Genomic DNA, 12,687 nt, shown 5'->3' on the forward strand with positions numbered 1-12,687 from the left:
GGTGCAGGAGTATGCCGGATTCATAACCGAACAGAGAAAACAATGCCAACGGATGGGGGGATGCGCTATGTCACAGGGGAAAGGACATCGGATCGATATTTTCTCTACCATGATGTGGGTGCAGGGGGGGTGCCTGCTGCTGGCAGCAATCGGTTTTGGGTTTTCCGAGGTAGCGCTTCCCACTGTTGATAGAACTATTTTGAGTTCAGTGGCCTGGGGGATTCTGGGGGCGTTACTCAGCTTTGCTGCTGTAGTGGCGTTGACCCGTTCCCATAATCGGGTGGGCCGTGCCCTGCGCTGGCACTGTGGCCGGTTGGCGCCAATTTTCAGCAAAATGCCTCTTGTCCAATTAGTAATATTGTCTATTGCTGCGGGCGTGTGTGAGGAGCTGTTATTTCGTGGCTTTCTGCAAACCTGGTTATCACAGCTGAGTTCACCGCTCTTGGGATTATTCGTTGCCTCCCTCATTTTTGCACTTCTACATTGGGCTTCGCTGATCTATGTACTGTTGATTTTTGTCTTTGGTCTGATCCTCGGCTATGCCTATCAGGTCAGTGGGAGCCTGTTGGGGGTGATAGTCTGGCACGCCGTTTACGATTTTTTTGCTTTGGCCGCTCTCGCCTATTACCCCAAGGTGCTGGGCGCCGATCGATGGTTGAGCGAATAATTCGTCTATTCAGGGGCTCGGCACTTCAGTCCTTCAGCCCATTATCCCTTCAACCCTATAGCAGGGTGTGGGCGAGTAGTAGGGTGAGTAGAGCAGTTATGGTAAAGGCAATCAGTGCCAGTAGGCCGTCATGGGCCACCAGGGCCAGTCCAAAAATGGTGAGGGCAAATCCCGCCGTAGTAGCGGAAAAGGGCACCAGTTCCATCAGCGGCATCGTCAAAGCGATCAGCGAACAGGTGGTGGCGATGGCATAGGTGCCACCGCGCCTCACCAAAAAGTCCAGGCGCGGCTGCATCCAGCGGTCAGCAAACTCTGCCGGCCGTCGCAACCAATGCAATGCTCTTATGAGCTTCTTTTTAGATATGGAGCGCTTGAGTAGCCACTTGGGCAGCCATACATGTCTCCGCCCCAATAAAAGTTGAATGGCTACTAGCAGTAGCAGCGCTGCCATGGCGGTAGAAATACCGGGCACGCCACTCAAGGGGGAGAACAAAATCAGACCCACCACCAGCAGGAAGGGCGCATAAGACCTGAGCCCGATGGTATCTATCACAAGTTCCAGGGAGACCCGCTCAGCGTGTTGGCAGCTGGTTTCGATTTGCTCGAGCAGTTGGCACAGACCGGTAAACTCCTGGGGCATAACAGCGAGGCTCAGTGCCTGACGGGGTTTGGTTGCGCAGGGCCCGATGGCCAGGGTTTTACATACTGGCATCCTCGCCGACTGTGAGCTACGGCAGGGAGCGTCTGCAAGGCGACCTGGAGCAAGACGGGCAAGAGCAGCTCAAACAAATAGGACACAAACAACAGCATGGCGTTCACCAGAAAGGGAAACCTCTAGAGATAGTCTGTGCCGCCAAGGCCCCAAGCGCCAGTCCAACAGGGGATCTAGTTGGAAAACAATTCATCCAAAGTGAAGGTTTCCAGGCCCTTACCCTGCCTTTGGCTCTCGCTCACCATCTTTGCCGCCACTTGAGCGCCTTTTATTGGACGGTAGCGACGTAATCCGGGCAGCAGGCAGATCCAGGGTAGTAGTATGGCGCCAATTTTCTCAGCTGGGCGGGAGTCACTACGATCTCCCATGAGTAGGGAAGGGCGGAAGATGCTGATTTGGGCAAAGGGCAGTAGCAAAACCTTCTGCTCCAATTCTCCTTTCATTCGCAAATATGCATTGCTGCTCTTGGCATTAGCGCCACTGGAGGATACCAGCAGGTAATGAGATACCCCATTATTCGCTGCCAGTTGTGCCGCGTGGAACTGATAATCTACATCCACTTTATGTTGTTGCTCCAGGCTACCAGCCTGTTTCTTGGTAGTACCTAGGCAGGAAAAGAGCAAGTCGCCTCGAAATAATTCTGCATATTCCTCAAGGCGATCAAAATCTACTACTTCATTGCGTACCTTGGGGTGGGGGGAGGGGGTGTTTCGGCGGGTCAGGGTTACTATTTCATCAATGAAAGCTTCTTTTGCTAATTGCTCAACCAGGTGATTCCCGATCAGTCCTGTTGCTCCGATAATAATGGCTCTCATTGCTATATTTCCTGGCTAATCACTTTTCTATAAGGTGAATGATCCACTATTAAGGGGTGGTATTGTCAAGTTTGTTAGCCTGCTTAAGGACTTGAATTTTTAGTCAGTTTTTTTAAATAAATGAGCACTCCGTTAAAAAAATTAGAAAAGAAGTTTGGAATTTTTTTGCCATTAGATATTGAGCCTTGAAAGATTAACTCCAGGTAGTGATGCAATAAGTTCTGATGTTAGGTAAGATATAGCGGGCTTATATAGGCTTGGGTTTTCAACGGCGTTGTCCATGAAGACTGAGAAGCATTCAGGTTGATTTGGCTTGGTTAGTTCTTTTGCTATCCAATCTTCCCACAAAATCAATTCTCACTGAGTTTGAGCCAACGTCAACGGAACCTGTAACCAACATGATGAAGCTCTCTCACTGGCTTGCCTAAGGCAGTACCACAATCCAATCCAAATCGGCCCAGGTGTTGCTTGAGTGTCGTAAATGTGGATGGTGCCAGCAACTTTATCCAAACGGGTCAGTCAGCACTTTGCCAGGTAACGATTTACGGACAAAAGGACGAATCGGCTATCGTTTTTCAGGAATAGCCGAAGCGGTGGAGAAGTTCGAAATAATACAAGTTTTACTGTAAAACCTCAGGTTTCATCCCTGCACAATATTTGGCCGGTATTTCATCTAAATGGAATGCCTTCATAAGATCTCTGCTTGCCCCAACATAAGACCCTACCGTTGCTCCTGACCAGTAGCCCGTATCACAAGTCAGAAAAACACAGTCTCCCCCAAAAGTTACAAAGGGCTTATCACGTACAATCTTGCATGTGCATATGGCTTTGAGGGGGTTCATTGGATCGACAATGCAAGGTTGATCCAGGCAATCTGTCCACGGTTTACCCTGTGGGCAGGAAAGTACAGGCTTAGTAGGTGCCTGTGCGAAAGAAAATGTCGATAAGGCTTTTTTTACACCGTTTGAGTCAGTCACAGGCACACGGGCTTTACATTCTGATAACCCGAAGTTCAATCCCTCGTTAACATCACAGTTACAAATTGCATTTGAATCCGGTTTCTCAGGATCTGGAACGCAAGGAGCGGATGTGCATAAGACATATTCATTGCTACAAATGGTGCCCTTACCATTTGTGATGGCGTTGTGATTGCCCTCCTCAGCGGCTGTTTCAAACCCTATAAAGGCTAGAGTAATCAAAATGACTGTGACCAGGGATGAATCTTTCTTCATGAACGTAGCCTTTATGATTAAAAGGTCGGATAAAATTTAAGCTGATATGGCTCAGGCTAGGATCATTAAAGTGTCTGTTTTTGATGGACAGGGTCAGTTTGTCAAAGTGCAACCAATGTCGTTCAAGATGGTGCGGGAAAGAATCAGGAATCGGATCTAACAGGCGTCATTTAATCTATGGATCTATCGGATATAAAGGTTAGCCGGGTATGTATGTTGGTCAGGACTTAATGCGTAGATGGGATGAATGAACTCTAAAGTAATAAGTCTTGTACATAACCAGTGTGCGTAGAGATTGGATGATGGTCAGATGCGAAGGGGGGCGGCATGTCTAGGCATCAAGGATGCCTAGACATGCTTCTATTTAGGTTGCTCAATACAAAACTTCTCGGCAATTCTAGAAAAAAAATTTAGTGTTCCTGCAGTTTCAATACAGTTATTAAGCCGATCTTGATTGGGTAAATAGGTACCTTGCATCTCCTGCTGCCGCATGGGCATCCGATCTATACGATGAAATATTTCCACGGGTGAGAAGGTTACAGTGCGATATTTCACTCCACCATCCTTGCCAATTAAAACAACCTGTTCCGTATTGCCCCTGAAATATTGATCGCGGACATTAACACCGAAATCTCTGGCAATTTCACCGGGGTAATTAGTCTCGATCTTCTCATTGGAAAACAAAAACCACAGTAGTTGCCTTTCGGCGAATTGTGGTTCCAGCTTGAGCAGAGACTGCATAGTCTCCGGCACGTCTTTAGGGTTGGCCAGGAGTAACACACGATATTTCCATTGGAAATTTTTAAGATTGTTTATAGCTACTTCTTCTGCGGAAAGCTGTAAAGAATGAAGAATTAATAGCAAAAAAAACAGTATGCGCATTAGTACAACTCTGCTATTTGGATTGCTAAATACACTAAGTTTAGCTGAGTTAAATCAACTAGACTTTTACGGTGCCTCTCTTGATTGCCCCTGTTAATAAAATAGGGGGTGGCCCCCTGGTTTTTAGTGGACCTTATTAAAGAGGCTCTTAAGCACTAGGCTACTGAGAGAAGTCCCAAACCCAAGTATTGCAGGGACCTGACAACTTCCTGACTTGATTTTCAATTGGAGTCTCTGAAGCTGGTACCATTCATGGCGTACGTGCAGGAGTCCTCCCAGCAGTCAAACCGATTAGGCCTATTAGCCATATTCGTTGCTCTGTTTATTATCGCTATCGATATTAGCGCCTTCTCCCCGGCGGTTCCGGCCATCGAAAGGGAGATGAATATGGATATTACCACTTCACAATGGGTTATTAATGGCTATGGACTGGTGTTTGGGGTACTGGTTGTTACCGGGGGGCGTATAGCAGACATTATCGGTCGACGTCGTACTTTTATAGCTGGAGCCAGTATTTTTTTGCTCTTTTCCCTTGTCGGTGGGCTTTCAATCAATGTGCCAATGCTACTGGCAAGTCGGGCGGCGATGGGTGTGGGGGCTGCCCTTATGTGGCCTGCAATTTTGGGTATGGCTTATAACCTGATGCCTGAAGAGCGCGCAGGGGAAACTGGGGGATTGATTATGGCGGTTTGTGGCTTGGCCAATACCCTTGGCCCGGTTGTGGGCGGCTTGTTGGCAGATCTACTGAGTTGGCGCTGGATATTCTTCTTCAATTTGCCTATTGCTACTGTCGCAGTATATATGTGTTGGAAATTTACCCCTCTAGATGCCCCCTATGATCCGGATGAAAAAATTGATTATCTCGGTGTTGTTGCCCTTACAGGTTCGTTGTTAAGTTTTCTCCTAGCCTTAAGCTTTGCTTCTGAGAGAGGTTTTCTGAATCCTTTAGTGGTGGGGCTGTTATCTTTGTTCTTATTATTCAGCGTTGCTTTTTTCATTATAGAAATAAAAGCCGGTGATATTGCACTGATTCCACCAGACATCATTGAAAACAAGCGTTTCTTGGCTGCAGGTGCAGTTACGCTCTTTACCTCTGTAACTTTCTTCTCAGGTATTTTGTACTTGCCACAATTCTTAACTAATGTGAGAGGCTTTTCTACTATACAGTCAGGGTTGGTCTTGGTCCCAATGATGGTTGCTTTTGGACTGATGTCCTTTGTTGCAGGAAAATTATATTTGAGGACAGGTGGAAAACTACTGGTCTGTGTTGGGATTCTTGGTATGAGTCTGGGAATGTTCTTTTTGTCTAGGCTGAGTCTAGGCTATGAGTATATCTTTGGGTTAATCATTTTAGGGGCAGGCCTTGGGCTATTTAACCCCTCAACTACAACGATGGTTATTGCCATCGTTAATCCCAATCGTGCCAGCCTGGCGAGTGCCATTATTTATATGCTTAAAATTACCGGGGGGGCTGTCGGTTTAGGTGTTAATGCAGCGATATTGGGTTTTTCACAGAATATAACATCAGGTATTGGCCGGGCATTTGAGGTGAATGCCTGTTTCGCATTTGTGGGCTTTGTCATTGCTTTTCTGTTTATGAGTGCACCCAGAATCCCAGAGCGGGAAGAGGGGTAACGGCTGGAATGAGGGAGTATGTGGAGAAGGCTGAAGTAAATATCCTATTTTTGGGTTCTCACCCAAAACTGATGAAGGAAGTAGGTTAGTGGAGCAGCCGAAGATTTCAAGGGCACAGGTCTATGGGTTATCTTCAGCTGCCCTGGCCCTCTTTCTGATCGCTATTGATATGAGTGCATTTGCCCCCGCGCTACCTGCCATAGAGAATGAATTTGGTTTTGATATTACTACCTCACAATGGGTAATCAATGGCTATGCGCTTGTATTCGGTATCTTGGTGGTTACTGGCGGGCGCTTGGCTGATATTTATGGAAGAAAACGCGCATTTATTACGGGGACTGGCATTTTTGCCCTTTGCTCACTATTAGGTGGGCTTTCTATCGATATGGCGATGCTATTGGTGGTCCGCTGTTTAATGGGCATAGGGGCAGCATTAATGTGGCCATCAATTATAGGAATGACATATAGCTTGGTATCTAAAGAGTATGCAGGCCAGGTTGGTGGAGGTTTAATGGCAGTCTTGGGGCTGGCGAATATAGTCGGGCCTATTGCTGGTGGAGTTCTAGCAGAATATTTGAGCTGGCGCTGGATATTTTACATAAATATTCCCCTTGCTCTTACAGCAATTCTATTATGTTGGAAGTCAGTGCCTGATGATGTTCCAACGGGTACACGTGAGAAAGTCGATTACCTGGGAGTCATCACATTAAGTGTCTCGCTATTTAGTCTTCTAATTTCTTTGAATCTGGCCTCTGAGATTGGATTTAGGCACCCACTGGTAGTCTACTTGTTAATGGCATTCCTAATATTTATATGTCTCTTTATCGTTTTAGAGAGACGTAATCAAGAGATGGCTTTGATTCCGGCAGATATCATCACAAATAAAACATTTTGTGTTGTGAGTATTGTAACGCTGTTATCCGCAATGATGTTTTTTGTGGTTCTATTGTTCATGCCACAATTCTTCATTGAATATCGAGGATTTACTGCCGTCCAGTCTGGGTTTGCAATGGTTCCTCTTATGGCTACTTTTGCCTTGACTTCCTACCTCTCTGGGGCGCTCCATAAACAGCTGGGGGCTAAGATCTTGATCTGTGTAGGGCTTGTCTGCAAGGGAGCAGGGATTTTTTCTCTATCATACCTTAATCATGAGTCTGAATATCTGGAGCTTATTCCTGGGTTGATTATTCTAGGTATTGGTATAGGCCTGTTTAACCCAGCGGTAACTACTGTAGCTGTTTCGGTTGTTGATTCAAGTCGTTCAAGCTTGGCTAGTGCGATTCTATATATGTTCAAGATTGCTGGAGGGGCATTGGGGTTGGGGATCAATGCGACTATCGTGGCGTTCGCCCCAGTTGTGGTTGAAGGTATTGGTCGAGCCTATACGGTGAATGCCTACTTTGCTCTTAGTGCATTTATCATCGCTGTTTTCTTTGTTCCAGGGCCGCTACCCAAAGTGCTTTCAGGGCGTTAGTAGCTAAGGAGGAGCGTGTTGCTCATTTTAGAGTAACTTAAGACTTGATACGAAATAAGTATTTTGGAAATGAAAGAGTAAGTAAATTTTGACATACGAGGGTGATTGAAAAATGACTAAAAACGCTGATCAAGATTGAAATCTAAAGTGGTGCAGAAGGAGTCAATTTATGTCGGCGTCAAATTCCTCTCTAGGTAGGGAGCAATATCTAGGGCTTACGGCCCTATCTATGGCAGTATTCCTTGTTGCTAATGACTTTACCGCTTTTGCCCCAGCATTGCCCGCTATAGAAAATGAATTTAACGTGGACATAACCACCTCACAGTGGATTATTAATGGTTATGCATTGGTCTTTGGTGTTTTAATTATCACCGGTGGTCGCCTTGCTGATCTCTATGGTAGAAGAAATATATTCTTTTGTGGCACCTTGGTTTTTATGTTTTTTTCACTTCTGGGGGGGTTGGCTGTTAATGTTTACATGCTCTTGATTTCAAGAGCTTTGATGGGGATCGGAGCGGCAATGATGTGGCCATCCGTCCTGGGGATGACCTATAACCTGATGCCCGAGGACCGCTCAGGCCAGGCTGGCGGGTTAATTATGGCAGTTTGTGCCTTCGCTAATGCCATAGGCCCGGTATTGGGGGGGACACTGGCTGACCTTTTAAGTTGGCGTTGGATTTTTTTAATCAACATCCCCATTGCTTCACTCGCCATGTTTGTATGCTGGAAGGTGGTTCCGTTCGAGCCTCCTGAGCCAACAGATGAAAAAATTGACTATCCAGGGGTGGCGACTCTCTCAATTTCTTTATTTGGTTTGCTGTTTGCTCTTGATATGTCTGGGCAGATCGGTTTCAAGCATCCGCTAATTATCGCGCTCTTGACAGTGTTTTGTGTGTTTATTTGTGTGTTTGCTATTACTGAATATCGAACAGGGCGCAATGCGCTGATTCCTGGTGATGTTATCGGTAATAGGAAATTTCTTGCGGCAAGTGTTGTCACCCTATTAGTCGCTGTCTTATATTTCTCAGCGCTATTATATATTCCACAGTTTCTGACAAAAACACAGGGATACAGTGCGATGCAGTCCGGTATGTCACTGATTCCGTTAATGGTTATTTCCGGGGTGTTCGCCTATTTGTCTGGACGTTTCTATGAAGTCATTGGGCCAAGGTGGCTGGCGGGGGCGGGGATACTGTGCATGTGTGTGGGAATGTTTATGTTGTCTCATCTAAACGACCACACAGGATTTGTGTCTCTGTTGCCGGGTATGGCAATGCTGGGTACTGGCATTGGCCTATTCAATCCTGCAATTACCACCGCTGCAATCACGGCCGTATCACCAAGCCGGGCAAGCCTTGCTGGGGCTGTTTTATATATGTTTAAAATTGCTGGCGGCGCTATTGGGCTTGGTATGAATGCGACTATCGTGGCTTTTGCCCCTGATATTGCTTCAGGTATTGACCGGGCATTTACGGTTAATGCCTATCTTGCACTTGCAGGATTGATTGGCTGTTTGTTTTTTGTTGGAGCTAGCCAGAAGAAGGAGTTATCTGGTTAGCATACCTAATGAGTACATCTATAAGTAAATAGCTCTTCAAAAGGGCGGTCAGTTTTGGGTTGACGAAAGGGCTTGTATAGTAATCATTGTGTTTTTTTATCTTTCTATTCGCCCTTGAGTACTAAAATAGCAAAGTCTCGCCAAAGGATATTCTGTCTAAGCCTCTATTTTTCGAAAATAAATATGATCGGCATAAGTCTTTCCGCCAATCATGTGGGCTTCTGGGATGATCATATCAAGATGAAAGCCGCACTTCCCGAGCACCCGCTCTGAAGCAATGTTACCTTCTGTTGCTACTGCCTTATAGTGCGCAATACCATGCTCTAAATAGGCCCATTCCATTAAGCCGGTAAGCGATTCGGTACCATAACTTTTTCCATGAAACTCTGGTAACAATAAATAGCCAACTTCGGCTATGCCGTTCTCTAATTGAAACCCAGTAACCCCCATTTTCTGGCCGGAGAGTTTATCTATAATAGTCATGCACAACCAAGTATTAGAGTTCGCTTCCCAGAGCGTAAGTCTTGATTCAAACTTAGACTTTAATTCTGTTTCATCTGGCGCATCGAAACATAACTGGATTACTTGAGGATTAGTATGCAAACTCTCAAATAGTGACCAATCACCTTTGGTGATAGGTGACATGGTTAAGCGCTGGGTACTTACTTTCATTTCTGTTCAACACTCCATTGGTACATTAATTTTGATGATATTTCAGGTTATTTTAAAAGTTGGTCAAAATTTTTAAATAGGAGTGAGTCTGCGAAGTAAGATTGAAAAAGTTCCAACTTCGCAGATACCTAAAGATTAAGAGGTCATTAAAATTTTTGCTCATCAACGGTAGAATTCATTACGGCCACACAGGGGCTTCCCGGTCCTGCACAAGGCCCTTCTAAGATGTATGTGGCGCGTCTATTGCAACCGGAAGCACCGTATGTGCGTCGGTCTAGTTGGTGAATGGTCATGGATTTAGGGTCACAGTTTAAGTCAAAGGGTGCTCTTTTTGTGACAGTTTCCTCCATGAGGGAGGAGCAACCACTTAATGAGGCAATCAAAATGCTTGACCAGATTAATTTTCGTCCCACGGGTAATCCTTTTCTATAAAATTGATGAAGTAGATAGGGTAAACATACACAGGCCTAAGCTTGTTGAATGTTAATAGATTTATTAATATCGACTTGCCTGTGTTTCCTATTGTTGAATAGTAAGATTTATTTCCCTTTAAGGTCTAGGTAACAATTATATTGTTAAAGTTATCTTTTGGGGAGTGGACATTCAGGCTTTTGTCGTATGTTAACGATCTCTTAGCTAGGAGATATCGTCTGATATTGATCGTTAGTACCAATTATCCTTTCATGATTACTTGCCTGAAGGTTGTTTACCGGGCTTCCAAGCGGATTGCACCTTAAATCGCTTAATAAGATCTTGAATCTTGGGGCTCGTGCAGCTTGCCTCTTCTATTTCCCTATATACCATGTCGGTTGCTCGCTTGCCTGCATCAAGGAGTATCTGTGAGGCCTGCTTGTCCGTGAGGCTTGGCTTTTTATTTTTAATGTATTGGGAGGACATTCGGGTAACCAGCTCATAATTGGCTAGAAATAGAGCTAGTTCCTGCTCTGTCGGCTTGTAACATTTACCCGCTGCGGCGCTAGACAGGGTAAAGTGCTCATACATCTTAAGGATTTCAGGCGTGCTCTGAGCAGCGGCGGCTGCGTTGGATAGGAGTGCGATAGTTAGAGTTATAATAGCTTGCATATCATTCCTATATGATGAATAGCTAAAGTTGATTTAATTCAGTTAATCTCTTTGTTGTACTATTTAAAACTGATTAGGTTTTGCTCATTTATTGTAGTGTGCGTTGCTTGTAGATTGTTGTTCTTTTGCTGGATATATTCCTGATTTCCATTTTTGCTTACACCAGTTCAAAAAAATGGTTCTAACATGTGACCTCTTTTTCCCCAAAATTTACACCATCGACCGGCAGATACTACAACATGTAGATTGAAAGAAGTGCCTGTCTCTTCGGGTGCCTGATCTGGGATCTTAATTTTATGTGATTCAGAATATCTACTTGCTAATTTAATTAGATCCTCACCATACCTAACCAGCTCTGAAGGCTGTTGGTATTCAAATGATTTAGCCAGTAGGTCTTCACCAATTATTTCCTTGCAGTCTTTCAAAAGCTGGGCTCTGAAAGAGTAAGCATCCACGTAACCCAATAGACTATTGCTGTAATAGGGGATGCCATCACACGGAGGAGAGAGCTCTAGTACATAGTATCCAGTTAATCTGGAGAGAAATTCTTCTTCACTTATTTCTTGATTTGAGCCTTTGTACTTCTCTTTAGCCCACAGGGTAGCTGCTTCGTCGATGCCTACTTGGGGCGTATTGAGGGTTTCAAAAGCAGAGATTGATATCTCTTCAAACCTTTGTTCTAGTCTTTTCCTCCCAAACCAAACTTTTCCTAAAAGCTTTTTAGTGATTTTCTTAAATTCTTCTTCATGTCCAGGTTTTGCCTTGTTGGCTGGGTTCCAATCAAGCCCCATGGATCCTTCCTTGCGATGTAAACTTTTTAAGACCCTTAGAATATAATAGTTTGATCGGCGTTGCGAATTGCCCTGCTTAGATGGGAGTTACACACATAGCTCGATAAAATAATTGGCCAAGAGGCTTGGATATAGAAGTGATACTGACTACCTTTCGACGATCAGAGTGTCATATATTGTAATGGGGTTGGCACTAGATGGTTGATTTTTACATTTGACTTTACCGTGTGGTATTTTTCACCTTTTTCTTAATTTTGCTGCAAATGCTCACAAATAAAATCCACACATAATTTAATTTTGGGTATTTGATATTTACTGCGCTCGTAAAGTAGAAAAATGCCAATATCGCCCCCGGGGCTGACGGAAACCTGCCCTTGGGTGGGTGCCTGCACCAATTCCCCGGATTCCAGGTATTCACAAATACTCCATGAAGGTACACAGAACATGCCGCGGTGATTCAGCGCTGCAGCCAGCAGGGCCTTACCGTTATTGCTTATCATGTGGGTGGATAGTTTCAGTGGCTCCCAATGGTCACCATCCAAATAGTGCCAGTCTATGGGGCCTCTGGGGCCGCGGTACTGCAGGGCTTGGGCAGATTCGATAGCTTGTTTGTTCAGCGGAAACTCCTGCCCCAGGGCGTTTAGGTACTCTGGCGTGGCGGTGAGTGAGAATTCGTTCTTGGATAGGCGCTTGGCGATGACATGCTCATCGGGGGCATAGCCTCCACGTATGGCGATATCTACTGGGTCTTTGCCCAGCTGGGCAAGGTCGTCGCTGTAGTGCAGATCAAAAACAATTTTGGGGTAACGCTGGGCGAATTCTTCCAGCAAGGGTGTCAGGTGTTGTTCCCCATAAGAGGGCAGGCAGCTGATGCGAATCAACCCGCTCGGTGCCTCGAAGGTTTGGCTCACCAGTTCGTCGGCTTGCTCCAGTTGGCGAATGGCTTCACTGGTCATGGAATAGTAAAGTTTGCCCAGCTCGGTAACCTCCACCTTGCGAGTGCTACGCTGCAATAACTCTACCCCTAGGGACTGTTCCAGATCCCGAACCCGCCGGGAGATGGAGGAGGCGGGCACATCAAATTCCTCGGCTACGGCGGTAAAACTGCATAGTTCTGCCACTCGCTTGAAGTAGCGTAATGCCCTGATTTTATCCATAAAACCTCT

12 protein-coding genes are annotated in these 12,687 nt (G+C 45.4%); 4 read left to right on the top strand and 8 right to left on the bottom strand.

Features of this window, described 5'->3' with window-relative positions:
* Window positions 1-67: 67 nt before the first annotated feature.
* The gene (locus ACJJID_RS05310) at window positions 68-667 is read left to right on the top strand and encodes a lysostaphin resistance A-like protein (protein WP_444921795.1); all 600 of its coding nucleotides are present in this window, start codon (window positions 68-70) and stop codon (window positions 665-667) included.
* Between the two features lie 55 nt (window positions 668-722).
* On the opposite strand, the gene ACJJID_RS05315 is transcribed toward ACJJID_RS05310, so the two are convergent.
* The 4 genes from ACJJID_RS05315 to ACJJID_RS05330 form a co-directional block, all read right to left on the bottom strand.
* Complete coding sequence (locus ACJJID_RS05315) at window positions 723-1,379, bottom strand: exopolysaccharide biosynthesis protein (RefSeq protein WP_444921796.1); 657 nt, start codon at window positions 1,377-1,379, stop codon at window positions 723-725.
* A 173-nt stretch (window positions 1,380-1,552) separates the two neighbouring features.
* Window positions 1,553-2,194, bottom strand: coding sequence for an NAD-dependent epimerase/dehydratase family protein (locus ACJJID_RS05320; protein ID WP_444921797.1), 642 nt, complete (start codon window positions 2,192-2,194; stop codon window positions 1,553-1,555).
* Window positions 2,195-2,814: 620 nt separating this feature from the next.
* Window positions 2,815-3,426, bottom strand: coding sequence for a hypothetical protein (locus tag ACJJID_RS05325; RefSeq protein ID WP_444921798.1), 612 nt, complete (start codon window positions 3,424-3,426; stop codon window positions 2,815-2,817).
* 360 nt (window positions 3,427-3,786) lie between these two features.
* Window positions 3,787-4,308 (bottom strand): DUF4174 domain-containing protein, encoded by a 522-nt coding sequence (locus ACJJID_RS05330; RefSeq protein WP_444921799.1) that lies wholly within the window; start codon window positions 4,306-4,308, stop codon window positions 3,787-3,789.
* 252 nt (window positions 4,309-4,560) lie between these two features.
* Here ACJJID_RS05330 and ACJJID_RS05335 point away from each other — a divergent pair, with 252 nt between their 5' ends.
* The 3 genes from ACJJID_RS05335 (at window position 4,561) to ACJJID_RS05345 (ending at window position 8,975) form a co-directional block, all read left to right on the top strand.
* Complete coding sequence (locus ACJJID_RS05335; protein WP_444921800.1) at window positions 4,561-5,943, top strand: MFS transporter; 1,383 nt, start codon at window positions 4,561-4,563, stop codon at window positions 5,941-5,943.
* An 88-nt stretch (window positions 5,944-6,031) separates the two neighbouring features.
* Window positions 6,032-7,417: an MFS transporter gene (locus ACJJID_RS05340; protein WP_444921801.1), complete on the top strand. Its 1,386-nt coding sequence runs from the start codon at window positions 6,032-6,034 to the stop codon at window positions 7,415-7,417.
* 169 nt (window positions 7,418-7,586) lie between these two features.
* Window positions 7,587-8,975, top strand: a complete 1,389-nt coding sequence (locus ACJJID_RS05345; protein WP_444921802.1) for an MFS transporter — start codon at window positions 7,587-7,589, stop codon at window positions 8,973-8,975.
* A 156-nt stretch (window positions 8,976-9,131) separates the two neighbouring features.
* Here the strand turns inward: ACJJID_RS05345 and ACJJID_RS05350 are convergent, their stop codons facing one another.
* The 4 genes from ACJJID_RS05350 to ACJJID_RS05365 all read right to left on the bottom strand — a co-directional run bounded on the left by ACJJID_RS05350 (window position 9,132) and on the right by ACJJID_RS05365 (window position 12,678).
* Window positions 9,132-9,647 carry a GNAT family N-acetyltransferase gene (locus tag ACJJID_RS05350; RefSeq protein WP_444921803.1) on the bottom strand — a complete coding sequence of 172 codons (516 nt, stop codon included), beginning with the start codon at window positions 9,645-9,647 and terminating at the stop codon, window positions 9,132-9,134.
* Window positions 9,648-10,334: 687 nt separating this feature from the next.
* Entirely contained in the window at window positions 10,335-10,730 is a 396-nt protein-coding gene (locus tag ACJJID_RS05355) for a hypothetical protein (protein WP_444921804.1), read from the bottom strand.
* Window positions 10,731-10,897: 167 nt separating this feature from the next.
* Window positions 10,898-11,521 carry a hypothetical protein gene (locus ACJJID_RS05360; RefSeq protein ID WP_152453018.1) on the bottom strand — a complete coding sequence of 208 codons (624 nt, stop codon included), beginning with the start codon at window positions 11,519-11,521 and terminating at the stop codon, window positions 10,898-10,900.
* A gap of 248 nt (window positions 11,522-11,769) precedes the next feature.
* Window positions 11,770-12,678, bottom strand: coding sequence for a LysR family transcriptional regulator (locus ACJJID_RS05365; RefSeq protein ID WP_444921805.1), 909 nt, complete (start codon window positions 12,676-12,678; stop codon window positions 11,770-11,772).
* Between the last annotated feature and the right edge of the window lie 9 nt (window positions 12,679-12,687).

Source organism: Microbulbifer sp. CnH-101-G (assembly GCF_052466775.1).

Excerpts from the sequence above, each read along its gene's own strand:
- ACJJID_RS05310 (WP_444921795.1), top strand. The coding sequence starts at position 68 with ATGTCACAGGGGAAAGGACATCGGATCGATATTTTCTCTACCATGATG.
- ACJJID_RS05315 (WP_444921796.1), bottom strand. The coding sequence starts at position 1,379 with ATGCCAGTATGTAAAACCCTGGCCATCGGGCCCTGCGCAACCAAACCC.
- ACJJID_RS05320 (WP_444921797.1), bottom strand. The coding sequence starts at position 2,194 with ATGAGAGCCATTATTATCGGAGCAACAGGACTGATCGGGAATCACCTG.
- ACJJID_RS05325 (WP_444921798.1), bottom strand. The coding sequence starts at position 3,426 with ATGAAGAAAGATTCATCCCTGGTCACAGTCATTTTGATTACTCTAGCC.
- ACJJID_RS05330 (WP_444921799.1), bottom strand. The coding sequence starts at position 4,308 with ATGCGCATACTGTTTTTTTTGCTATTAATTCTTCATTCTTTACAGCTT.
- ACJJID_RS05335 (WP_444921800.1), top strand. The coding sequence starts at position 4,561 with ATGGCGTACGTGCAGGAGTCCTCCCAGCAGTCAAACCGATTAGGCCTA.
- ACJJID_RS05345 (WP_444921802.1), top strand. The coding sequence starts at position 7,587 with ATGTCGGCGTCAAATTCCTCTCTAGGTAGGGAGCAATATCTAGGGCTT.
- ACJJID_RS05350 (WP_444921803.1), bottom strand. The coding sequence starts at position 9,647 with ATGAAAGTAAGTACCCAGCGCTTAACCATGTCACCTATCACCAAAGGT.
- ACJJID_RS05355 (WP_444921804.1), bottom strand. The coding sequence starts at position 10,730 with ATGCAAGCTATTATAACTCTAACTATCGCACTCCTATCCAACGCAGCC.
- ACJJID_RS05360 (WP_152453018.1), bottom strand. The coding sequence starts at position 11,521 with ATGGGGCTTGATTGGAACCCAGCCAACAAGGCAAAACCTGGACATGAA.
- ACJJID_RS05365 (WP_444921805.1), bottom strand. The coding sequence starts at position 12,678 with ATGGATAAAATCAGGGCATTACGCTACTTCAAGCGAGTGGCAGAACTA.